The following is a 20,742-nucleotide window of genomic DNA, read 5'->3' as shown; positions in this document are numbered from 1 at the left end:
GGCGGACGGGAGCAGTATTTTGTTACCAAAAGAAGCGCGTGGTGAGTATTTTGGTTATAAAAAGCGGTTATTTTCACGCATACGGGTCACCGCCGCCGTTATTCGTAGGTGTGCTCCCGGGCGGGGAATGTCCCCGACTTGACGGCCGCGACAAAGGCGGCGAGAGCCCCTTGCACGCTGTCCTCGCCCTGCATGAAGTTGCGAACGAAGCGTGGCGTGCGCGCTGACAGGCCCAGCAGGTCGTGGAGCACCAGCACCTGCGCATCGGTACCGGCGCCGGCGCCAATACCGATCACCGGGATGTCGAGCTTGCTGCTGATGTCGGCCGCCAGCGCCGCGGGAATGCATTCGAGCACCAGCAGGCTTGCGCCTGCATCCTGGATTTCGACGGCGTCGGCGAGAATCGATTTGGCTTCCTTGGGGGTTCGGCCCTGCACCTTGAAGCCGCCGAACGCGTTGACAGACTGCGGCGTCAGGCCGAGGTGCGCGCAGACGGGAATGCCGCGCTCAACGAGCATGCTGATGCTCTCACTCAGCCAGACACCGCCTTCCATCTTGATCATTTGCGCCCCCGCCTGCATCAGCAGGGTGGCATTGTGCAGTGTCTGTTCCGGCGTGGTGTAGGTCATGAAAGGCATGTCGGCGATCAGCAGCGATTCGGTTTGCGCACGTGCCACGCAGGCGGTGTGATAGGCCATGTCGTCGATGGTGACCGGCACCGTGCTGTCATGGCCCTGCAGCACCATACCGAGGGAGTCGCCAACGAGGATTGTCTCGGCGCCGGCCGCGCTGACCAGTGAGGCAAAGGTGGCGTCATAGGCGGTAACGCACACAAACTTCTCGGCCTTCGCCTTCATCTTGTTGAGCGTGCTGATCGTGACCCTCGCCATGGCGCTGCCTATCCGAAAAATGTGGGGTTGAAATAGTGGCGGCCGCTGCGGATATCGAGCAGGTAATCCACCAGTTGGCTGTAGTCGCGCTGGCTGTCAGCGAGGTCGATCGCGCTGGCATTGACGATCAGAAGCGGCGCTTTATCGTAGTACAGAAAAAACTGGCTGTACACGTCGTTCAGCCGCTCCAGGTAGGCATTATCGATGCGCTGCTCATAGATGATCCCGCGCTGCTCTATGCGCTGCAGCAGGATATCCGTCGACGCCTGAAGATAGATCACCAGATCCGGCACCGGCGCGTCGATAGTGAGCTGCTGATACACCTTCTCGTAAAGGGCGTATTCATCGGCATCCAGGGTGATGCGGGCAAACAGGGGATCCTTCTCGATGAGGAAGTCTGCTACCCGCACCGGCTGGAAAATATCCCGCTGCCGCAGGTCGGCGATCTTCTGAGCGCGCTGGAACAGGAAAAAAAGCTGGGTTGCGAGCGCCGATTGACGTGGATTGTTGTAGAACTTCCCGAGAAACGGGTTTTCGTCGGCATCCTCAGACAGCATTTCATAGTTGAAGGTGGCCGCCAGTCTGCGCGCCAGGGTGGTTTTTCCGACGCCGATGGCCCCCTCCACGGCAATGTAGCCCGGCGGCCGTCGCCCGCGCAGGTCCACGCCTGCTATCTGATTCTGACTGGCACTCATGGCTGGCAGTATCCTGGCTGCGGTGCCAGCAGCTGGCTCGGTCCTGCAACCTTCTCCATGGGGCTGTCCGGGCAGTGTGCGAGCGCGTGGCTCAGCCGTTTGCCGCCGGGCAGGCGGAACTCCGCGCCGGCCAGCTCCAGCAGAGGCACGAGCACAAAGACCCTGTGTTCTAGGCCGGGGTGGGGGACGATCAGCTGGTCGCTGTTGATGCACTCGTCACCGTACAGGAGAAGGTCAATGTCCAGCGTCCGGGGCCCCCAGCGCTGGCTTCGAACACGTCCGGCGCGGCGTTCCAGCGACTGCAGTTCGCGCAGCAGAGACGGCGCTGTAAGTGCGGTATCGAAACGGGCGGCCGCATTCAGGTAATCCGGCTGATCCTGTGGTCCCATGGGGCGGCTGCGATAGACTGCGGATACGGCAACATTTTTCAACTCGCCATGGCGGCGCAGCCCCTCTGAGGCCTCCCGAAGCTGTTCCAGGGGGTTGCCGATATTGGCGCCAAGACCGACGAAGCAGCGCAGCATCATCAACGCGCGGCGCGTTTTTTCCTGCCGCTGCGCCGTCCGTGGGTCGTCACGGCGTCATCGTCCAGCTTCTTAAGGCGAGCATCCATGTCGAGTGTCTGGAAGTCTGTCCACCATTGACCGCGATTATCACACTCTTCTCCTGCCTCTTCGCGTAGCAGCAGAAAATCGTAGGCCGCGCGGAAGCGCCTGTGCTCGACCAGTTCCGCGGCCTTTTTTCCGCGTGGTCGCTCGAGCCGGTCCTGAAATTCCCAGATCTCGCGCATGGGCTGGCTGAAGCGCTTGGGGATGGCAACGCGCTGGCAGGCTTCCGCCACCACCTGCTGGCCGGCGCTATGCATGGCCGGCACACGCGGTTCGCCGCGATCGTGAAGCTGCTCGGCGCGCAGTGCAACCACCGGCCACAGTATCGCGGCCAGGATGAACGCCGGCGTCACGGGCTTGTCGGCGCGTATACGCTTGTCGGTGTTGGCCATGGCGCAGCTCACAAGGGCTGCCGCGCGAGGATCGCGGTCCATGAGGTGTGCCGGCTCAGGGAACAGGTGCTGCAGCAGGCGATGCTGTCGCAACAGGTCGAGGGTGGCGGCGGCGTGGCCTGCCAGGAACAGCTTGAGAATTTCGTCGAACAGTCGGGCAGAGGGGATATCGTTGAGCAGCGCGGCGCCCTCGGCAATCGCGTTCTGGGTGTCGTGCTCGATACTGAAACCCAGTTTTGCGGCGAAGCGAACGACGCGCAGCATCCGCACGGGGTCCTCCCGATAGCGCTGCAGGGGGTTGCCGATGATTCGTACGCGTCTGGCATCCAGGTCCTGCATGCCCTTGGCGTGATCGTAAACAGCAAAGGTTTCACTGCAGTAGTACAGTGCATTGATCGTCAGGTCACGGCGAATCGCATCCTCGTCCAGGGTGCCATAAACATTGTCTCTCAGGAGCAGCCCCCGCTTGGACTGTCTGGATTGATCGGTGGCTGTATCGCTATCCCCGTCGCTGTCGTGGTGACCACGGAACGTTGTCACCTCGATGATCTCGCGCCCGAAGCGGACATGGACAATGCGAAAGCGTCGGCCAATGATGCGCGAGTTCCGGAACAGGTTATGGACGTCTTCCGGCGTGGCGTCGGTCGCTATGTCAAAGTCCTTGGGATGGCCTCCCAGCAGCAGATCGCGAACAGCGCCGCCAACGAGATAGGCCTCGAAGTCCTGTTTCCGCAATCGCGACATGACTTTGAGGGCGCTACTGCTGATATTGCGGCGGGAAATGCAGTGCTCGGTGCGCGGAATGACCTTCAAGCGGGAGAATCTCGTGGCTGTGGGCGTCAAACACCAGATGGTATCACAGGGAAGCCTGACTGCCAGTGCGGTGTGTTGTTGCACCGGAATTCGTACCCGGGGTGTTGTCAGTAGGAGAACCACGGGGCGGTTTGCCCCGTGCAGGTCGTCATGATTCTGCTTGTGGTTATTCTCGAATCCTGAAGATGTCTTTAGCGTTATTGAACAGGCATTATTACAAGGCGTTTTAATAAATGAACGAGGGGAAGAAGACTTCCCCATCCAGGTCCATTGTTATCATCATTATTGTTATTGATGCAGTCTTATTGTTATTTTTGCTTACACCACAATACACTGCAGTGCTTGTGCCACTATCGGATAAATCTTTTAAAAACAGTGGTTTAGGATTTTTTAGATGTTTTCGAATGTGTGCAGGGGGGGTGCTTTGTTACCTTTATTCACTGCGTATTGTTACAGCGCAATCGGCGAGTAACGCTCAGGACGCCGCTTTCTTTACCCTGCTGGCAGATTTCTTGCGCGGGATATCAAAGCGCTGACGTCTTTCCCACAGGCACTTCCGGCTGATTCCCAGCTTCTGGGCCAGCTCCGTTTCGCTCATGGAGTCCTGGTGCTCGATAACGAAACGCTGGAAGTAGTCTTCAAGGGACAGATCCTCTTGCGGATCGCTGGTGATGTTATGACTGGCGTGACGCTTCTTGGCTGCAGCCGGATTGAAGCGTTCTCCACGGATGCGATTGATATTGACCAGTTCGAGGTCAATGCCGAGTGCCTCATTATCAATTTCATCCCCATCCGTGAGGATCACGGCGCGTTCGAGCGCGTGCTCCAGTTCGCGCACGTTGCCCGGCCACTGATAGGTGGTTATCGCCTGTATTGCCCGTGGCGACAGTGCAATCGGCTTGCGCTTCAATTTCTCGATCTGCCTCTCCAGCAGGGTTTCGGCCAGGTAGAGGATATCCTTGCCTCTCTCCCTCAGCGGCGGCAGGAACAGCCTCAGGACATTGATACGGTAGTAGAGATCCTGTCTGAACAAGCCCTCTGCAGCGAGTGTATGCAGGTCACGATGTGTGGCGCAGATCAGCCTGACATTGACCTGTCGTGAGTCGACTGCACCAATCCTGCGGATTTCGCCTTCCTGTATGAATCGCAACAACCGTGCCTGCGCTTCCATCGGCAGTTCCCCGATTTCGTCGAGAAACAGGGTGCCGCCGTCTGCCGCCTCGATCAGACCGGTGCGGTTGGTGTTGGCTCCCGTGAAAGCGCCTTTTTCGTAACCGAAGAGCTCTGACTCGATCAGGGTTTCCGGTATGGCCGCGCAGTTGACGGAGACCAGCGGTTTGCCGGCGCGAGGGCTCAGCCGGTGTATGCTGCGGGCAACCAGTTCCTTGCCGGTGCCGGTTTCACCCAGCACCAGCACCGTCGATTCGGTAGGTGCGAATTTTTCGATGTGTTGCATGAGCTTTCGCATGGCGGCGCAGTTGCCCACCAGCTCCGATGTTCCCCCCGGTTCATCTGCCGCGGCCGGTTGATCCTGCTCTTTCTGCTGCGGATGATCGCTGATGATGCGCTTCACGGCATTCAGCATGTCGTTGTGATCGAACGGCTTGGCAATGTAATCCACCGCTCCCATGCGCATGGAGTCAACGGCGGAGCGCAGGCTGGCGTAGCTGGTCATGATCAGTACGGGCACCTTGCCGCCCTTGCGGATCAGGTCGGTCCCGGGAGCGCCGGGAAGACGCAGGTCGCTGATGATCAGATCGAAGTCGGCGAGGTTGTACGACCCGGCCTCGGCAACCGAGGCTGCCTCCTCAACCGTGTATCCGGAGCGCTCCAGGAGTCGTCGTAAAGCGCCACGGATAACAGATTCATCTTCGACTACGAGTATCTGGTGCATACAGATCTGCCCTTACCGCATAGGTGGACAACATAACGCTTACCGGTGTGTTTATCCAGTTGCCGGGTCAATGGGGTGCCCCGGACGCCATCGCCATGAGCTCTGCAGCCGACGCGTAGTGTGCGAGTCGCAGACGCAGCGTGACACGGGTGCCGCTGCATGTTTCATCGGGCCCCGGGCTTTCCACGCGCAGGGAACCGCCCATGTCCTCGATGATGCTGTACACCAGCGGCAGTCCCAGGCCGGTGCCCTGGCCGACGTCCTTGGTGGTAAAGAAAGGCTCCATGATTCGCTGCAGCAGGTGCGCCGGTATGCCGTGTCCCTGATCGTCAATGTGGATGAGTACGCTGTCGTCGCTGCCTTGCTTCGCCGCGCTGATGCTGATCTCTCCGTCTGGCGGCGACGCATCGCGCGCGTTGCCCAGCAGATTGATGAAGGCTTGCAGCAATCGCTGATTATCACCCAGCACCAGCAGCTCGCGGTCGCAGGTATTGTTGAACGCCACAGGGCGGGCATCGCGATCCAGTGACAGCAGGTGGATGGCCTCGTCGACACAGTCCGCCAGGTTGCATGGCTCTGCGCGCAGGTCGCCCCGACCTGAGCCGAGATGGGAGAAATTCACCAGGGACTCTACAATCCGCGAGATTCTTTCGGTCTGGCGGAGAATGTCGTCGGCGGCCTCACGGATCTCGCTCGGGTCCTCGCTGTAACCGAGGTTCTGTGCAAGGCAGGCGATCCCCGTGACCGGGTTGCCGATTTCATGGGCAACGCCCGCTGCGAGTCGTCCGATGGAGGCGAGACGTTCATTGTGCAGCACCTCATCCTGCAGGCGCTGATAATCGGTGATGTCCTCGAGCAGCACGAGCTGATCATCGCTGCCTGCCACCGGCCGGCTGCAGTGCAGGCTGATCCAGCGTGAGGCGCCCTGTTCGCCGGGCAATTCGCGCTTGATGATGAAATCCGGTTGTTCGTCCAGCACGGCTGATAGCGCGTTGCACCATGTCGGGGGAAGGGATCGCCAGCGCGAGCCTACGGCCGTGTCGGCACTGATGCCGGTGAGTTCCGCCATGCTGCGATTCCACAGCAGTACCTCGCCGTCCCCTCCCAGGGAGCACAGTCCGACGGGCAGTTCGTCAAGGGTCTGTCGATAGTGCCGCCGCAGATTGTCAAGGTCTGCCGCCAACCCGGTAAAGCGGCCCTGGGCCTTTTCCAGGCGGCGCTCGAGCAGCGTAAAGTCCTCTGCCGCCGCGTAGCTGCTGGCAAACGGCAGACAGCTGTCGACGATGTCCAGCGCCACAGCCGGTCCCAGCATGCCCGAGAGATTGGCCTCAATCCGCGCGCGCAGATGTCGCAGGGCGTAGGGACGAGCCTCGCGAGCGTCAAAGCGCAGCTCGTTGAGCGCACGCTCAACCTCCGCCTGAGCCGTTTTGTCACCCAGTGCAGGGGCCAGTCGGGCGCTGAATTCACCGGCGCTGTTGATCACCAGACTGCGGCGATAGGGTCTGATGCGGGACTCCATCGAGCAGATTTCAGCGGCGATGGCCTCATCGCGGGAGCGCGGTGTCAGCAGGGAAACCACAATGAAGACGGCGGTGTTTGCCAGCACCGCAACCAGGCAGCGCATGGCCCAGGCATTGCCGTCATCCGCGGTCAGTCCCAGCGTGTTGTCGCTCAGCACCGGCAGCGGCAGTGAGACGAACCAGATTGCCAGTCCGGTCGCCAGTCCCGCGAGCAATCCCGTTCGGTTGGCCCTTGGCCAGTACGGTGTGAAGACCACGGCGGGAAAAAACTGCAGGGTGCCGCTGAAGGCAAGAATGGCCAGCTGTGGCAATGACTGCGCGCCGCTGAGGAGCATATAGAAGGTATAGCCGCCTAGGATCAGCGCCGTGATGAGCACCCGGCGCATCCATTTCAGCTGCTTGTAAAGACTCTGCTCACTGAAACGGCGAAGAAGGTTGTTGGAGAGTACCAGGTAGTTCAGACACATATTGGCGAGTGCCAGGGTGGTGACGATGATCACGCCACTTGCCGCCGACAGCCCGGCGACGAAGGCGAGTCCGCTCGCTGCGGGCGAGTGCAGCGCCAGTCCCAGGGCGATGCCGGCGTATTCGAACGGTGCGCTCTGTCCCGAGGCAACGGCGGCCCAGAGAATCGGCAGGATCGGCAGGGCCAGCAACAGAAGATACAGTGGCAGCCCCCAGCTGGCGGCGCGCAGGTGCCGGCTGTTGCTGTTTTCGGCAAAGGCCATGTGGAACATGTGCGGCATGCAGACCGCGCCTGCAAAGAAAAGCAGCAGCATGGTGCGTGCCGCGACAGCCGACAGGGACTCACCGGCGTCAGGCAGTGCACTGGGCTGTGAGGCGAGCCAGTCCTGCAGCCCTGCCGGGCCACCAAAAACCTGGGCAACAACAATAGCGGCAAGCGCCAGCAGCGCGAACAGCTTCACCAGCGACTCGAACGCGATAGCGGCAACCAGGCCCGGATTGTGGTTGGGGTTTGCTGCGTTGCGGGTGCCGAAGAGAATCGCGAAAATCGTGATGATCAGGCAGAAAAGAAACGCCAGTCCCTCGCCGCGCAGGGTGCCGACCATTGTGTCGGCGTTGCTGCCCGACAGCACCTGTATGCTGTCGGCTACGGTGCGGATCTGCAGGGCCAGCAGCGGCAGCAGGGTAAAGCACATCGCGAGAGTGATCGCGGCGCCTACCCACGGGCTGCGGAACCGGAACGTGAGAACGTCCGCCAGCGATGCCAGGTGATGAACCCTGCAGAGTCGCAGCAGCGGCCGCAGCAGCAGCACCGCAAGGAGAAACATCAGTGCAATACCCAGGTAGTACAGGAGAAAATGAAAACCGTACTCTGCCGCCAGGGCCAGCACGCCGTTACTCGCCATGCCGCCAGCGATGACGCCGAGGGAAAGCACATAGGTGGCCGGGTGGCGGATGATTCCCGAGGGAATTGTCCCGCGGTCACCGGCGTAACCGACCATGAACAGCACGAAGAGGTAGGCGATCGTGGCGAGCAGGATCTGATCGGGGCTAAAGTTCATCAGTCCCCCGGCGATACTGGTTCCAGAAGGCGGCGAGCACGACACCGAACCAGATCAGAAACGGTCGATACCAGTGTTCTGCATCCGCAAATACCCACCCCTCCAGCGTCGGGAAGAACACCAGCGCAAGGCCAAACACCAGCAGCAGGGCGCGGTCGATATACATGGGCGTCGAGCTCGCGTTAGGGAAAACGGAGTCTACGCAATGGCCCCGGAGGGGTAAAGCCAGCGCCCTGGCCAACCCCGGATCACTGCGTCACGACAAGGCGTGTCATACCGTTGAGCGCTTCCCTGTCCCAGCCTTTTGCCGCGGCCTCAAGTAGCGCCTCCGGCGTGTCTGCCTTCGGCACGGGCTGTCGCAGCAGCTGCAGCAGCTGCTGCAGGTTGGCCAGTGGCCTTGCAAGGTCTGCGGCCGGTGCCCGGTTCTGTTTGCTCAACTTGCGGCCCGTGGTGTCCGTGATGACGGGAATATGCCCGTAAGCCGGCAGCGGCAGCCCAAGCGCCTGCTGCAGATAGCGCTGCTGGAACGTGGTCGGCAGCAGGTCCATGCCCCGGATAACGTGGGTGATTCCCTGGTGTGCCTCGTCGACCACGACGGCCAGCTGGTAGGCGTACAGGCCATCCTTGCGCCGCACCACGAAATCGCGCGGCACGTCTTCCTGTTGCAGCAATTGCCCGCCCTGTACAAGGTCCGTGAAAAACGCATCAAAATCTGCCGTGACCCGCACGCGAAGCGAGGTCGGGCCTGCCGCGGCGGTGGCGCCGTCGGCACAGCGCCCGCCGCAGGCGCCACCAGGCCCGAGCTGTCGGCGCGTGCAGCTGCAGCGGAAAAGCCAGCCCTGCGCGTCAAGTGTCTCCAGGGCGCGGTCATAGGCCGCGCTTTGCGTGTGTTGGTACAGCACCGGTTCGTCGGGGTGGAGAGCGTGTGCGGTCAGGCAGCGGCGAATGGCGTCGGCCGCACCCGGAGGTTCCCGCGGCGGATCGATGTCCTCAATTCGCAATAGCCAGTGACCGCCAGCGTGGCGGGCATCCAGATAGCTGGCGAGAGCCGTGAGCAGTGATCCCTGATGCAGCGGACCGGAAGGGGAGGGGGCAAAGCGCCCCCGGTAACTGTCAGTACTGTGCGACGTGGCGGTTGCCATTCACACGGCGCGGCCTCAACCCATTTCCTGGCGCTCTTTGATTTCGGCCAGGGTCTTGCAGTCGATGCACAGTGTTGCCGTGGGACGCGCTTCGAGACGCTTGATGCCGATCTCGATGCCGCAGGCATCGCAGAAGCCGTAGTCGTCCTGCTCCAGGCGCTCGATGGTCTGGTCGATCTTCTTGATCAGCTTGCGCTCACGATCACGGGTGCGCAGCTCCAGACTGAACTCTTCTTCCTGCGTCGCGCGATCGGCCGGGTCGGGAAAGTTGGCGGCTTCATCCTTCATGTGCATGACGGTACGATCAACTTCCTGCATGAGCTCCGCTTTCCACTTGCGCAGGATATTCTTGAAATGCGCCAGCTGTGCATCGCTCATGTATTCTTCGCCGCGTTTTGGCTTGTACGGCTCGAAGTTCTTGAAATCCGTGGCTGCGGGTGCCTTTTTGGCGGTCGTTTTCTTGCTCGCAGGGGCAGTTGTTGCCGCTGCAGGTTTTTTCGTCGCTGTCTTTGCTGGCATGGCGGTTTCCATACAAAACATCTCGGTTTCGTTGGCGGATACAGGGTCAGTAGCAACCCTGCGACGCCAAGGGGCGGTGAAACTACCAGATTATTCGACCCTGATCCAGAAAAAATTACGGCGCAGACAGGGCACTCTGATGGGCGATGATCACGACGCTGTGCAGGGGTTCTTTGCACGCGGTATTCTGCCGCCATGTTGACCATGGAAAAGGATTCGGGCATGCAGTTTTCCGGTCTTGTCGAGGCGCGTCTCCTGCGTCGCTACAAGCGTTTTCTTGCTGACGTCAGGCTGGCAGACGGAGAGGAGTTGACGGTTCACTGCCCGAATACCGGGGCGATGACCGGCTGTGTCGAAGAGGGCGCCGCAGTGTGGTTATCGACCAGCGATTCGGCCAGGCGCAAGTACGCCCATACCTGGGAGGTCGCCGCGACGCGTACCGGTACGGTCTGTATCCACTCGGCCAGGGCCAATGCCGTGGTCAGGGAGGCGCTGGCTGCTGACATGCTGCCGGGGCTTGCGGACTACGCGCACTGCCGCAGCGAGGTGGTGGTGGTGCCGGGCACGCGCGCCGATATGGTGCTGGAGGGCGATGCCGGTCGCGTCGTCGTCGAGGTGAAGTCCGTCACGCTCTGCCGGGACGGTGGCTGGGGCGCCTTCCCGGATGCGGTCAGCAGTCGCGGGCGCAAGCACGTTCTCGCGCTGCAGGACGTATTGGGTCCCAGGACCCGCTCGCTCCTGGTGTTCTGCGCCATGCATACCGGCATTCACCGCGTCTGTGTTGCCGGCGATATCGACCCGGCGTATCGCGCTGCGCTGGAGGAGGCCATGCGGGCCGGCGTAGAGGTTGTCGCGCTGGGTTGCGACGTCTCACCGACGGCGGTTGCCGTGCGCGAGTTGCTGCCTTTCAGCCTGGACTCCGCGGCATGACGCGCGGACGGGAGAAAGGCGTGGAGCATTATGGCGTTTCGGCGCCCGGCCTGCAGGCGGCGGCGGACGCTGCCGGCGGTATCACTGATGCGCAGCTCACTGGCAGGGATGACTCTCATGTCCGCCCGACCGACGCGCGGCACGCGATGCATCCGCTGGTTGCATCGGCGTTCACAGCGCTGCAGACAGATGCCCGAGCCGCTGGATTTGATCTGGCAGTTGCCAGCAGCTTCCGCTCGTTCGACAGGCAGGCGCTTATCTGGAATGGCAAGCTGCGCGGTGAGCGTCCGGTCCACGATGACCGGGGGCAGTTGCTGGACCTGTCGGCGCTGACCGGCGCAGACAGGATTGCCGCCGTGTTGCGCTTCTCCGCGCTGCCCGGCGCTTCCCGGCATCACTGGGGCACCGATCTCGACGTTTTCGATGCGGCGGCGCTGCCCGCCGGTGACTCCGTGCAGCTGGTCCCGTCGGAGGTGCGCGCCGGTGGGTGCTTTGATGCACTGCATTGCTGGCTTGATGAGCGCATGGCCTGTGGCCGGTCACACGGGTTCTTTCGTCCCTATGCACATGACCGTGGCGGTGTCGCCCCCGAGCGCTGGCACCTCAGCTTTGCGCCTTTATCGCGCCATCTGGAGCACAGGCTGACGCCCGCGTTACTGCAGCGGGCATGGCAGCGTGTGGAGCTTGCCGGTCGTGATGAGGTGGAGCGGGATCTGTCGGGGCTGCTGGCGCGTTACGTCGCCGTGTCGCCGGACTGGGCACAGGGTGTGATTCGACGGGGGTGACTCTGCAGCGGGACCCGTGGGGTCGGGTCCCGCTGCAGAGCCGGGGGAGTTACTCTGTCTTCTGCTGCAGCAGATGACCGTAGTGATTGTGGTAGTCCTTCTCGGATGCGGCGATGACCTTGAGGGCCTCGTCCCGGCCGTAGACGTGATCGACCTTGATATTGATGTTTTTTCCGGGCTGCATCTTGTAGGTGGAGAAATAGTGCTGCAGTCGCTCGACCTTGATGTCTGGCAGGTCCGCAATGTCGCGGGCGCCGCCCCAGATATTGTCGCCGTCAAGAATGGCGATAATCTTGTCGTCGGCCTCGCCGTCATCGATCATCTGAATACCGCCGACAACGCGTGCGTTCAGCACGATGTCGGCCCGGTTGATCAGGCGCTCGGAGTACACGCAGATGTCCAGCGGGTCGCCATCCGCTTCATCCGCATCGGGGCACAGGTTGGCGACTTCCTCGGCACAGTAGGTGCGTGGAATGAAACCGTAGAGTGCCGGCGGGCTTGAGGTGGTGCGCTGCGGGCGGTCTACCGTGAGGAAGCCCGAGCCCTTGTCCAGTTCGTATTTGACCACGTCTGTGGGCAGCATTTCGATGTACACCTGAACGATATCCTCCGGCGCCCCGTCGGCGCGCGCATGCAGTCCGTGCCAGGGGTGACGGCGCCAGCGGTTGAATTGTTCGTTCCTGTACATGTCTCGACCTCTCTGTTGTGGGGTAAAGGCCGCAGATTGTAACTCTGGCGGCCGTTAAAATCTCCAGACTGATACGTGTTGTCCCGGTGCGCGGTAATTGCGGCGCGGCTGAGAACGCACGAACCCGCCTCGCAGCTCACGACACGGTAAAGCGCCTGCGCAGTTTTCGGGGCACGCTGATGTTTTTCAGGCGCGTATACTGGGGCAGACCGTTGCGATAGGGCGGATAGGCCTCGCCGACGACCAGTGGCGATAGATACTCACGCGCCTCAGGCGTGATGCCAAAGCCGTCGCGGGTGATGAAATTCCGCGGCATTTTCTTCTCGCGGTTGGCCACTTGCTCCAGCGGTGCCTCGCCCACCGACCATCGGTAGCGTTTGCCGCTGCCGCGAACGATGCAGGGCATGACGGCATTCTTGCCGGCGAGCGCCATCTCGACCGCCGCTTTTCCCAGGGCGTAGGCCTGGTCGACATCGGTCTGGGATGCGATATGGCGCGCGGAGCGCTGCAGGTAGTCTGCAACCGCCCAGTGATACTTGTAGCCCAGCTCAGTGCTCACCATCTCCGCCAGTGCGGGCGCGAGTCCGCCGAGTTGCGCGTGACCAAAGGCGTCGCGTGTGCCGGCCTCGCTAAGAAACGTGCCGTCGGCGTATTGTGTGCCCTCTGATGCCACGATGACGCAGTAGCCGTGTTTCCTGACCGTGCGCTTCACCCGGGCAATGAACCTGTCGCGGGAGAAACTGATTTCCGGGAACAGAATGATGTGTGGCGCGTCGCCATCCTCTTCAGCGGCCAGACCGGCTGCGGCGGCGATCCAGCCGGCGTGGCGACCCATGACTTCAAGGATGAATACCTTGGTGGAGGTCTCGCACATGGACGCGACATCCATGGCGGCCTCCCGAGTGGAGATGGCGACATACTTGGCCACCGAGCCGAAGCCCGGGCAGTTGTCGGTCTCTGCCAGATCGTTGTCGATGGTCTTGGGTACGTGGATGGCCTGTATCGGATAGCCCATGGATTCACTCAGGCGTGACACCTTCAGGCAGGTATCGGCAGAGTCGCCGCCGCCGTTGTAGAAGAAATAACCGATATTGTGGGCCTGGAAGACTTCGATCAGCCGCTCGTATTCCGCGCGGTTGTCTTCGAGGGACTTCAACTTGTGGCGGCAGGATCCGAACGCGCCTGATGGCGTGGTGAGCAGTCCGCGGATGGCAGCGCGACTTTCCTTGCCGGTGTCGATCAGGTCTTCGCGCAGGGCACCGATAATGCCGTTGCGGCCGGCCAGCACCTTGCCGATCTGGCCACGATGCTCCCGGGCTGTTTCCAGGACGCCGCAGGCCGATGCGTTGATGACGGCGGTGACACCGCCGGATTGCGCGTAAAAAGCGTTTTTCTTGGCCATGAAGTCCATTTCCCGCGGGTTGCCGGCAGCGTGGGTGACATCATACGTGATTTGCCCGGCGCAGACACAGGCGACATGGGGCAGGCGTCACACTCGTGCTAACATTTCACACTTTTTGGAGACCTTCGTGTCACGCCATATCCACATTCTCGGTATCTGTGGCACCTTCATGGGCGGGATCGCCCTGCTCGCGCAGCGCCTGGGCTTTCGCGTCACGGGCTCTGACAGCAACGTCTACCCGCCGATGAGCACGCAGCTTGAGGCTGCGGGGATAGCGCTGTGCGCAGGCTATTCAGCTGAACACCTGCAGCCAGCGCCGGACCAGCTGGTAATCGGCAACGCCCTGTCGCGGGGCAACCCCGCGGTGGAATATGCGCTCGACCGGAACATCCCGTACATCTCCGGGCCGCAATGGCTGTCTGAAAACATCCTGCGCGACAAATGGGTGCTGGCTGTGGCGGGCACTCACGGCAAGACGTCCACCAGCAGCATGCTGGCGTGGATTCTCGATTACGCCGGTCTCGCACCGGGCTTTCTGATCGGCGGCGTGCCGACGAATTTCGGGGTTTCCGCACGTGAGGGCGCGAGCGATTTCTTCGTCGTCGAGGCGGATGAGTACGACACCGCGTTTTTCGACAAGCGCTCCAAGTTCGTGCACTACCGGCCGCGTACCCTGGCCGTCAACAACCTCGAGTATGATCACGCCGACATATTCCCGGACCTCGCTGCCATACAGCGACAGTTTCATCATCTGCTGCGCTGCGTGCCCGGCAATGGGCGGATCGTCAGACCGGGCCGCGCAGATGCGCTTGACACGGTGTTCAATATGGGTTGCTGGACGCCCGTGGAGACCTTTGCCATCGCCGGGGATGAACCCGGCGCCGACTGGCAGGCACGTCTGCTGACGCCCGACGGCGCGGCGCTTTCCATATTGCATGCGGGGCAGCCGGTCGGCCGCCTGGCCTGGGGGCAGCTGGGCCGCCACAGCGCGGAGAATGCGCTGTCGGCCATTGCCATGGCGCGGCATGTCGGCGTGCCTCCCGCGGTGGCGGTCGAGGCGCTGCAGCAGTTTGCTGGCGTCAAGCGGCGCCTGGAGCTGCTGGGTGAGATTGGTGGGGTGCGCGTGTACGATGATTTTGCGCACCACCCCACGGCGATCGCGACGACGCTTCAGGGCCTGCGCGACAGCGCGCCACAGAGAGGACGTCTGCTGGCACTCATCGAGCCACGCTCCAATACCATGCGCATGGGCAGACATCGGGCGGAGCTGGCCGCATCCGCGTCCCTCGCCGATCGCGTTTTCTGGTTTCAGCCGCCGGGAATGGACTGGTCTTTAGATGACGTAGCGGACGGCCACGACGGTGCCAGTGTCCACGACAGTGTGGAAAGCCTGATCGCGGCCGTGGTTGAACAGGCAGGCGCGGGGGACCGTATCGTGATCATGAGCAATGGTGGCTTCGCCGGTATTCACGGCAAGCTCCTGCAACGGCTGCAACAGGGAGTTACTGAATGAGAAATCTCGTCATGGCAGGCTATGACAGCGCCGTCCTGCGCCGTCCCGTGCTGGTGGTCATGCTGCTGGCCCTGATTACCGGACTTGCGGCTACGCAGCTCGGCAAGATCCGTCTGGATGCCTCGGCCGATTCACTGCTACTGCAGGGAGATCCGGCACTCGACTTCTTTCGCGAGGTGGGAAAACGCTACAGCGCGGAAGAGTTCCTGGTCATCACCTGGCAGCCCGAGGCGCCCCTGCTGAGCGATGACTCGTTAAAGCCGCTGGGGCGAATGCGTGACGAGCTGAGAGCATTGTCCGGCGTGTCATCGGTGACCACAATTCTGGATGTGCCGCTGCTCGAGAGCCCGCCGGTGGGCCTGTCGGACGTCACCTCCGGTGAGCCGCTGCCGACACTGGAAAACACTGAGGTGGATCGCGAGCTGGCGCTGGAGGAGTTCACCACCAGTCCGCTCTACGCCGATCTCCTGGTGAGCAGCGATGGTGGCGTTACCGCCGTTCAGATCAATCTGCAGCGGGATGAGCAGTATTTCGAGCTGCTCCAGCGGCGCGAATCACTCCGCGCACAGCGCGACGAGGATGGCCTTTCCGACGAGGAGGCCCGCGAGCTGGCGCGGGTCGAGCAGGATTTCAAGCAGCGCAGTGCCCTGATGCTCGAACAGCAGGCGCAGCTGGTCGAGTCGGTGCGGAATGTGTCTGACCGTTACCGCGAGCACGCCAACCTGTTTGTCGGCGGCGTGCCGATGATCGCTGCTGACATGGTCAGATTCGTACGCAGTGATCTGGTGTTTTTCGGCAGCGCCATTCTCGGGGTGATGGTCGTTGTACTCGGGCTGATATTCCGACGCGTACGCTGGGTCGTGATTCCGCTGGCCACCTGTACCGTCACTGTCACGATGATGCTGGGACTGCTGGCGTTCCTGGACTGGCGGATGACGGTGATCTCCTCCAACTTCGTCGCCGTGCTGCTGATTGTTACCCTCGCGCTGTCCATTCACCTGGTGGTGCGCTACCGGGAGCTGCATGCCCAGGATCCCCAGGGCGATCTTTACCAGCGGGTCCGCGAGACAACCCGGCTCATGGCGGTGCCCTGTTTCTACACCGCGATCACCACCATGGTCGCGTTCGTCTCCCTGATTGTCTCGGCGATACAGCCGGTGATCGACTTCGGTCTGATGATGACAGTGGGTATCTGCACGGCATTTGTGGTCGCCTTTACGCTGGTGCCCTCGCTGATGCAGCTCTGGCCACAGGGACGCGCGATGGCTCCGGTGGAGAGCGGCACGCCGCTGACGGTCCGACTGGCGGGGGTCGCAGACCGCCACGGCAGTGCCGTACTGGTTACCAGCGCGTTGCTTTGCGTGCTCGTGGGTGTCGGTGTGTCGCAATTGAAAGTCGAGAACCGCTTCATTGACTACTTCAAGGAAAGCACGGAAATCTACCAGGGCATGGAGCTGCTCGATTCCAGGCTGGGCGGCACCATTCCGCTGGATATTATCATCAAGGCACCCGACAGGAACGCGCCGTTGCCGGGGCTGGAAAACATGGGCGCTTCGTCCGAGCCGTCGGCGGAGCTCGCGGCGGATGATCCTTTTGCGGATGACGTGGACAGCTTCGCTGCGAACAGCGGTAATGCGCAGAGCGGCGCCGAGAGCTCGGGTAATGAAGGCGGCGACTTTGCCGATGATGCGGGGTTCGATGACTGGGACGACGGCTTCGACAGTGGTTTTGGCGATGCTGAAGCTGAGGGCGACTTTACACCCGGTTACTGGTTCTCGCTTCAGGGGATGAACACGATTGATGCCGCGCATGCCGAGGTGGAAGGACGCGTTGAGACCGGCAAGGTGCTGTCTCTCTCCACCACCTTCAGCCTCGTCAAGTCGCTGATCGGTAATGACATCGGCGGCGTCGAGCTAGCGCTGGTGCAGCGCAGTTTTCCGCCTGAAACCGCGGCTCTCATGGTCGATCCGTACTTTGACGCAGAGCGCGAAGAGGCGCGAATCACGGTGCGTGTCAAGGAAACCAGCGAAGAGCTGCAGCGGGATGTCTTCCTGCGCCAGCTGCATGACAAACTGTCAGGCCTCGATGGCCTCAGCGCGGAGCAGGTGCACTTTACTGGCATGCTGGTGCTTTACAACAACGTGCTGCAAAGCCTGTTCAAATCGCAGATCATGACCCTCGGAACCGTGTTCCTGGCCATTATGGCCATGTTCTGGCTGCTCTTTCGATCACTCTGGCTGGCGCTGCTGGCGCTCGCCCCGACCACGCTGGCCGCGGGCCTTGTGCTCGGCATCATGGGGATTCTCGGCATTCCCCTGGACATCATGACCATCACAATCGCTGCGATCGTGGTCGGGATTGGCGTCGATAACTGTATTCACTATGTCTATCGCTTCCGGCGTGAATTCCCCGTTGATCGCGATTATCGCAAGACCATGTATCGCTGCCACGGCAGTATCGGTCGCGCCCTGTACTACACGACCGTGACGCTGGTGATCGGCTTTTCCATGTTGACGTTCTCCAACTTCAACCCAAGCCTGTATTTTGGACTGTTGACAGTCGTCGCCATGGTGGCCGCCGTGATCGGCGCCCTGCTGTTACTGCCGCGCCTGATTATCCTGTTCAAGCCTCTGGGCAGGGAGGCGGTCTGACATGGACTGTCGCGTCGGCTGTGGCGCCTGCTGCATCGCGCCGCGCATCGTGCAGGCTTTTCACGGCATGCCCCATGGCAAGGCCGCCGGCGAACGCTGTGTGCACCTCGACGCTGACAATCGTTGTGGGCTGTTCGGCGCGCCCGAGCGGCCCTTGTTCTGCCGGCAGTTTCTCGCCGAGCCGGAAGTCTGTGGCGGTTCGCGCGAGGAAGCGCTGGTGCTTCTGCAAACCCTGGAACTGGAGAGTGAGCCCGCGTGAGCGATACCCCTGAAGATATACCCCTGTTTCCACTGTCGTCCGTGCTGTTCCCCCATGCACGCATGCCGCTGCAGATTTTCGAGCAGCGCTATCTCGACATGATCAAAAGTTGTGCGCGATCGGGAACCGGTTTTGGCGTGATCTGGACCAGCGGCGGCGGAGAAGTTGCAGGTCGCGGCGAGCCGCAGCTTGGAGAGTACGGCACCTATGCGCGGATCGTGGATTATGATCAGCTGCCCAATGGCCTGCTTGGCGTCACCATAGAAGGGGGTGAGCGCTTTGACCTGCACGGCGCGGAACGCCTGGCCAGTCAGCTTATCATGGGCAGCGTCACCTTCCGGGAGGCGCTGCCGCCAACGCCGGTGCAACCGGAATGGGAGGGGCTTGTGGCGGTGCTGCAGTCGCTGGAAACTCACCCGCACGTGGAGCAACTGCAGCTTCAGATTGACCACGGGAACGCCTGGGCGGTCGCCTGCAACCTGCTGCAGCTGCTGCCGATTGACGAGCGGCTGAAGTACCGCTGGCTGGGCTACGACAGCGTTGAGGACGTCATGCTGGAACTGGATACGCTGCTCAACGAAATCAGCGGTGAGGACGATACGCCGGAGGCGTAGTCGACCTGGGGCTCGCTACGCCGGCGGCGCATCCAGCCAGCCGCCCATTTCCCGCCATCGGTTGACGATGTCGCAGAACAGCTCGGCGGTGCGCTCCGCGTCGTAGGCGGCTGAATGTGCCTCGGCGTTGTCGAACGCAATGCCCGCCTCGGCGCAGGCCTTGGCCAGTACCGTCTGGCCGAAGGCGAGACCGGCAAGGGTAGCCGTGTCGAAGTGCGAGAACGGGTGGAAGGGGTTGCGCTTGATCTCGTTTCGCGCCACGGCGGCGTTGATGAATCCGGCATCGAAATGCGCATTGTGCGCGACAATAATGCTGCGGTTGCAGCCCTGGTCGCGAATTTCCTTGCGCACGACCCGGAAGATCTCGGTCAGGGCCTCGGTCTCGTCAATCGCCTCGCGAAAGGGGTGGTGGGGGTCGATACCGGTAAAGTCGAGTGCCGCCTGTTCGAGGTTCGCGCCCTCGAACGGTGCCACGTTGTGACTGTAGGTACGGTGCACGCCGAGCACGCCATCGTCGTCCATGCGAACGATAGTGGCGGCAATTTCGAGGATGGCGTCGGTGGCGCAGTTGAAGCCGCCGGTTTCCAGGTCGATGATCACCGGGAGAAAGCCGCGGAAGCGCTGCCGGATGAGACTGTCCTTACCCGCTTCCGTCATGAGGTCACGACCCGCCAGCGCAGGGACTCGCCGCCGCGCAGCGGAACCAGCGTCTCCTCACCCAGCGCCCGCTCTTCCGGTACCGGCATATCGCCTCGCTCCAGCGTCACGGTATCGTCATTCGCCGGCAGGCCGTAGAACGCGGGCCCATGGAGCGAGGCGAACAGCTCAAGCGCGGGCAGGGCGTTCTGCGCCTCGAAAACCTCGGCGTATAGTTCCAGCGATGCGTGTGCGGTGTAGACCCCGGCACAGCCACAGCTGGATTCCTTGCTGCCTCGGGTATGCGGCGCAGAGTCAGTTCCCAGGAAAAAGCGCGGATCGGCGCTGGTGGCGGCTGCGATGAGGGCCTCCTGGTGGCGCTGCCGCTTGAGTACCGGCAGGCAGTAATAATGAGGCTTCACGCCGCCGACCAGCAGATCGTTGCGGTTCAGTAGCAGGTGATGTGCGGTGATAGTGGCGGCCACCCCGGCGCGGGCACCGGCGACAAAGTGCACCGCATCCCCGGTGGTAATGTGCTCGAGCACCACGCGCAGTGCGTCGAATCGTGCCACGATCGGTGCCAGGTGGCGTTCGATGAAAATCGCCTCGCGATCAAAGATATCGATCTCGGGGTCGGTGACCTCGCCATGCACCAGCAGTGGCAGATCGACCTCCTGCATGACCTCGAGTATCGGATAGAGCGACTCCAGCGCGTTGACGCCGGCGGCGGAGTTGGTGGTCGCGCCGGCGGGGTAGAGCTTCACGGCGTGCACGCAATCGCTTTCCGCTGCGCGGCGGATCTCGTCGGCGCTGGTGTTGTCTGTGAGATACAGGGTCATCAGGGGCTCAAACTGTCGCGGCAGTCCTGCCATCGCGTCAACGATTCGCGCGCGGTAAGCCTCGGCGGCCGCTACCGTTGTGACGGGGGGCGTCAGGTTCGGCATGACGATGGCGCGACCCATGTAGCGCGCCATGTCGGCGCAGGTGTGGCGAAGCATGTCGCCGTCGCGCAGGTGAACGTGCCAGTCATCGGGGCGGCGGAGGGTGATTGAGTCCAAGCGGGTTGGCCTTTCGGTCTGCTGTCGGGGAGGGGCGATGCTACCGCAATTGCGGGTTGGCTGAAATGGTCGGGTTGTGGGGGTATGGGGGCGGGTTCCGGTCGAGGGTGTGGGTGGGACGGCCGGTCGCTGCGGGGGCGGGTTCCGGTCGAGGGTGTGGGTGGGACGGCCGGTCGCTGCGGGGGCGGGTTCCGATCAAGGGTGTGG

General features: G+C 62.1%; 19 protein-coding genes. 6 read left to right on the top strand and 13 right to left on the bottom strand.

Annotation, left to right across the window (positions count from 1 at the left end; all coding sequences use genetic code 11):
* Nucleotides 1–98: 98 nt before the first annotated feature.
* The 9 genes from panB to dksA all read right to left on the bottom strand — a co-directional run bounded on the left by panB (nucleotide 99) and on the right by dksA (nucleotide 9,999).
* Nucleotides 99–890: a 3-methyl-2-oxobutanoate hydroxymethyltransferase gene (gene panB / locus EV688_RS11750; RefSeq protein ID WP_117318557.1), complete on the bottom strand. Its 792-nt coding sequence runs from the start codon at nucleotides 888–890 to the stop codon at nucleotides 99–101.
* Between the two features lie 8 nt (nucleotides 891–898).
* Nucleotides 899–1,585 (bottom strand): deoxynucleoside kinase, encoded by a 687-nt coding sequence (locus EV688_RS11745; RefSeq protein WP_117318559.1) that lies wholly within the window; start codon nucleotides 1,583–1,585, stop codon nucleotides 899–901.
* Entirely contained in the window at nucleotides 1,582–2,112 is a 531-nt protein-coding gene (gene folK, locus EV688_RS11740) for a 2-amino-4-hydroxy-6-hydroxymethyldihydropteridine diphosphokinase (RefSeq protein ID WP_205686665.1), read from the bottom strand. The genes EV688_RS11745 and folK overlap by 4 nt, the downstream gene beginning before the upstream one ends.
* Nucleotides 2,112–3,398: a polynucleotide adenylyltransferase PcnB gene (gene pcnB, locus EV688_RS11735; RefSeq protein ID WP_240624381.1), complete on the bottom strand. Its 1,287-nt coding sequence runs from the start codon at nucleotides 3,396–3,398 to the stop codon at nucleotides 2,112–2,114. Before pcnB ends, folK begins: the two co-directional genes overlap by 1 nt.
* Nucleotides 3,399–3,873: 475 nt before the next feature.
* The gene (locus EV688_RS11730) at nucleotides 3,874–5,292 is read right to left on the bottom strand and encodes a sigma-54-dependent transcriptional regulator (protein ID WP_117318563.1); all 1,419 of its coding nucleotides are present in this window, start codon (nucleotides 5,290–5,292) and stop codon (nucleotides 3,874–3,876) included.
* A gap of 67 nt (nucleotides 5,293–5,359) precedes the next feature.
* Nucleotides 5,360–8,338, bottom strand: coding sequence for an ATP-binding protein (locus EV688_RS11725; protein ID WP_117318565.1), 2,979 nt, complete (start codon nucleotides 8,336–8,338; stop codon nucleotides 5,360–5,362).
* Nucleotides 8,328–8,504 carry a hypothetical protein gene (locus EV688_RS17430; RefSeq protein WP_162883934.1) on the bottom strand — a complete coding sequence of 59 codons (177 nt, stop codon included), beginning with the start codon at nucleotides 8,502–8,504 and terminating at the stop codon, nucleotides 8,328–8,330. The genes EV688_RS11725 and EV688_RS17430 overlap by 11 nt, the downstream gene beginning before the upstream one ends.
* 82 nt (nucleotides 8,505–8,586) lie before the next feature.
* A complete protein-coding gene (gene gluQRS, locus EV688_RS11720; protein WP_117318567.1) occupies nucleotides 8,587–9,480 on the bottom strand; it encodes a tRNA glutamyl-Q(34) synthetase GluQRS in 894 nt (297 codons plus the stop codon).
* A gap of 15 nt (nucleotides 9,481–9,495) precedes the next feature.
* Nucleotides 9,496–9,999, bottom strand: a complete 504-nt coding sequence (gene dksA / locus EV688_RS11715; protein ID WP_205686666.1) for an RNA polymerase-binding protein DksA — start codon at nucleotides 9,997–9,999, stop codon at nucleotides 9,496–9,498.
* Nucleotides 10,000–10,194: 195 nt separating this feature from the next.
* On the opposite strand from dksA, the gene sfsA reads away from it, so the two are divergent.
* Complete coding sequence (sfsA, locus tag EV688_RS11710; RefSeq protein WP_240624382.1) at nucleotides 10,195–10,929, top strand: DNA/RNA nuclease SfsA; 735 nt, start codon at nucleotides 10,195–10,197, stop codon at nucleotides 10,927–10,929.
* The gene (locus tag EV688_RS11705; RefSeq protein WP_117318573.1) at nucleotides 10,926–11,714 is read left to right on the top strand and encodes a M15 family metallopeptidase; all 789 of its coding nucleotides are present in this window, start codon (nucleotides 10,926–10,928) and stop codon (nucleotides 11,712–11,714) included. Before sfsA ends, EV688_RS11705 begins: the two co-directional genes overlap by 4 nt.
* Before the next feature lie 49 nt (nucleotides 11,715–11,763).
* Here EV688_RS11705 and EV688_RS11700 read toward each other — a convergent pair whose 3' ends face one another.
* Nucleotides 11,764–12,402, bottom strand: coding sequence for an inorganic pyrophosphatase (locus tag EV688_RS11700; RefSeq protein WP_117318574.1), 639 nt, complete (start codon nucleotides 12,400–12,402; stop codon nucleotides 11,764–11,766).
* A 136-nt stretch (nucleotides 12,403–12,538) separates the two neighbouring features.
* Nucleotides 12,539–13,804 carry a 6-phosphofructokinase gene (locus EV688_RS11695; protein WP_117318576.1) on the bottom strand — a complete coding sequence of 422 codons (1,266 nt, stop codon included), beginning with the start codon at nucleotides 13,802–13,804 and terminating at the stop codon, nucleotides 12,539–12,541.
* Between the two features lie 127 nt (nucleotides 13,805–13,931).
* Between EV688_RS11695 and mpl the strand changes: the two genes are divergently transcribed.
* Genes mpl through EV688_RS11675 form a run of 4 tightly spaced genes read left to right on the top strand, consistent with a single transcriptional unit; the run spans nucleotide 13,932 to nucleotide 18,841 of the window.
* Entirely contained in the window at nucleotides 13,932–15,317 is a 1,386-nt protein-coding gene (mpl, locus tag EV688_RS11690) for a UDP-N-acetylmuramate:L-alanyl-gamma-D-glutamyl-meso-diaminopimelate ligase (protein ID WP_240624383.1), read from the top strand.
* Entirely contained in the window at nucleotides 15,314–17,968 is a 2,655-nt protein-coding gene (locus EV688_RS11685; protein ID WP_117318580.1) for an efflux RND transporter permease subunit, read from the top strand. Before mpl ends, EV688_RS11685 begins: the two co-directional genes overlap by 4 nt.
* 1 nt (nucleotide 17,969) lies before the next feature.
* Nucleotides 17,970–18,227, top strand: coding sequence for a YkgJ family cysteine cluster protein (locus EV688_RS11680; RefSeq protein ID WP_117318582.1), 258 nt, complete (start codon nucleotides 17,970–17,972; stop codon nucleotides 18,225–18,227).
* Nucleotides 18,224–18,841: an LON peptidase substrate-binding domain-containing protein gene (locus tag EV688_RS11675; RefSeq protein WP_240624384.1), complete on the top strand. Its 618-nt coding sequence runs from the start codon at nucleotides 18,224–18,226 to the stop codon at nucleotides 18,839–18,841. Before EV688_RS11680 ends, EV688_RS11675 begins: the two co-directional genes overlap by 4 nt.
* A 15-nt stretch (nucleotides 18,842–18,856) precedes the next feature.
* On the opposite strand, the gene rnt is transcribed toward EV688_RS11675, so the two are convergent.
* Together rnt and pyrC are read right to left on the bottom strand one after the other, a co-directional pair.
* A complete protein-coding gene (gene rnt / locus EV688_RS11670) occupies nucleotides 18,857–19,498 on the bottom strand; it encodes a ribonuclease T (protein WP_117318583.1) in 642 nt (213 codons plus the stop codon).
* The gene (gene pyrC, locus EV688_RS11665; RefSeq protein ID WP_117318587.1) at nucleotides 19,495–20,535 is read right to left on the bottom strand and encodes a dihydroorotase; all 1,041 of its coding nucleotides are present in this window, start codon (nucleotides 20,533–20,535) and stop codon (nucleotides 19,495–19,497) included. Before pyrC ends, rnt begins: the two co-directional genes overlap by 4 nt.
* Nucleotides 20,536–20,742 lie beyond the last annotated feature (207 nt).

This window comes from Chromatocurvus halotolerans, assembly GCF_004340525.1.
GTDB classification, from domain to species: Bacteria; Pseudomonadota; Gammaproteobacteria; order Pseudomonadales; family Halieaceae; genus Chromatocurvus; species Chromatocurvus halotolerans.
Note: the sequence above shows the minus strand (reverse complement) of the source record. Positions and strands in the feature narration are given on the sequence as shown.

Excerpts from the sequence above, each read along its gene's own strand:
- panB (WP_117318557.1), bottom strand. The coding sequence starts at position 890 with ATGGCGAGGGTCACGATCAGCACGCTCAACAAGATGAAGGCGAAGGCC.
- EV688_RS11745 (WP_117318559.1), bottom strand. The coding sequence starts at position 1,585 with ATGAGTGCCAGTCAGAATCAGATAGCAGGCGTGGACCTGCGCGGGCGA.
- folK (WP_205686665.1), bottom strand. The coding sequence starts at position 2,112 with ATGATGCTGCGCTGCTTCGTCGGTCTTGGCGCCAATATCGGCAACCCC.
- EV688_RS11730 (WP_117318563.1), bottom strand. The coding sequence starts at position 5,292 with ATGCACCAGATACTCGTAGTCGAAGATGAATCTGTTATCCGTGGCGCT.
- EV688_RS11725 (WP_117318565.1), bottom strand. The coding sequence starts at position 8,338 with ATGAACTTTAGCCCCGATCAGATCCTGCTCGCCACGATCGCCTACCTC.
- EV688_RS17430 (WP_162883934.1), bottom strand. The coding sequence starts at position 8,504 with ATGTATATCGACCGCGCCCTGCTGCTGGTGTTTGGCCTTGCGCTGGTG.
- gluQRS (WP_117318567.1), bottom strand. The coding sequence starts at position 9,480 with ATGGCAACCGCCACGTCGCACAGTACTGACAGTTACCGGGGGCGCTTT.
- dksA (WP_205686666.1), bottom strand. The coding sequence starts at position 9,999 with ATGCCAGCAAAGACAGCGACGAAAAAACCTGCAGCGGCAACAACTGCC.
- sfsA (WP_240624382.1), top strand. The coding sequence starts at position 10,195 with ATGTTGACCATGGAAAAGGATTCGGGCATGCAGTTTTCCGGTCTTGTC.
- EV688_RS11705 (WP_117318573.1), top strand. The coding sequence starts at position 10,926 with ATGACGCGCGGACGGGAGAAAGGCGTGGAGCATTATGGCGTTTCGGCG.
- EV688_RS11700 (WP_117318574.1), bottom strand. The coding sequence starts at position 12,402 with ATGTACAGGAACGAACAATTCAACCGCTGGCGCCGTCACCCCTGGCAC.
- EV688_RS11695 (WP_117318576.1), bottom strand. The coding sequence starts at position 13,804 with ATGGCCAAGAAAAACGCTTTTTACGCGCAATCCGGCGGTGTCACCGCC.
- EV688_RS11685 (WP_117318580.1), top strand. The coding sequence starts at position 15,314 with ATGAGAAATCTCGTCATGGCAGGCTATGACAGCGCCGTCCTGCGCCGT.
- EV688_RS11680 (WP_117318582.1), top strand. The coding sequence starts at position 17,970 with ATGGACTGTCGCGTCGGCTGTGGCGCCTGCTGCATCGCGCCGCGCATC.
- rnt (WP_117318583.1), bottom strand. The coding sequence starts at position 19,498 with ATGACGGAAGCGGGTAAGGACAGTCTCATCCGGCAGCGCTTCCGCGGC.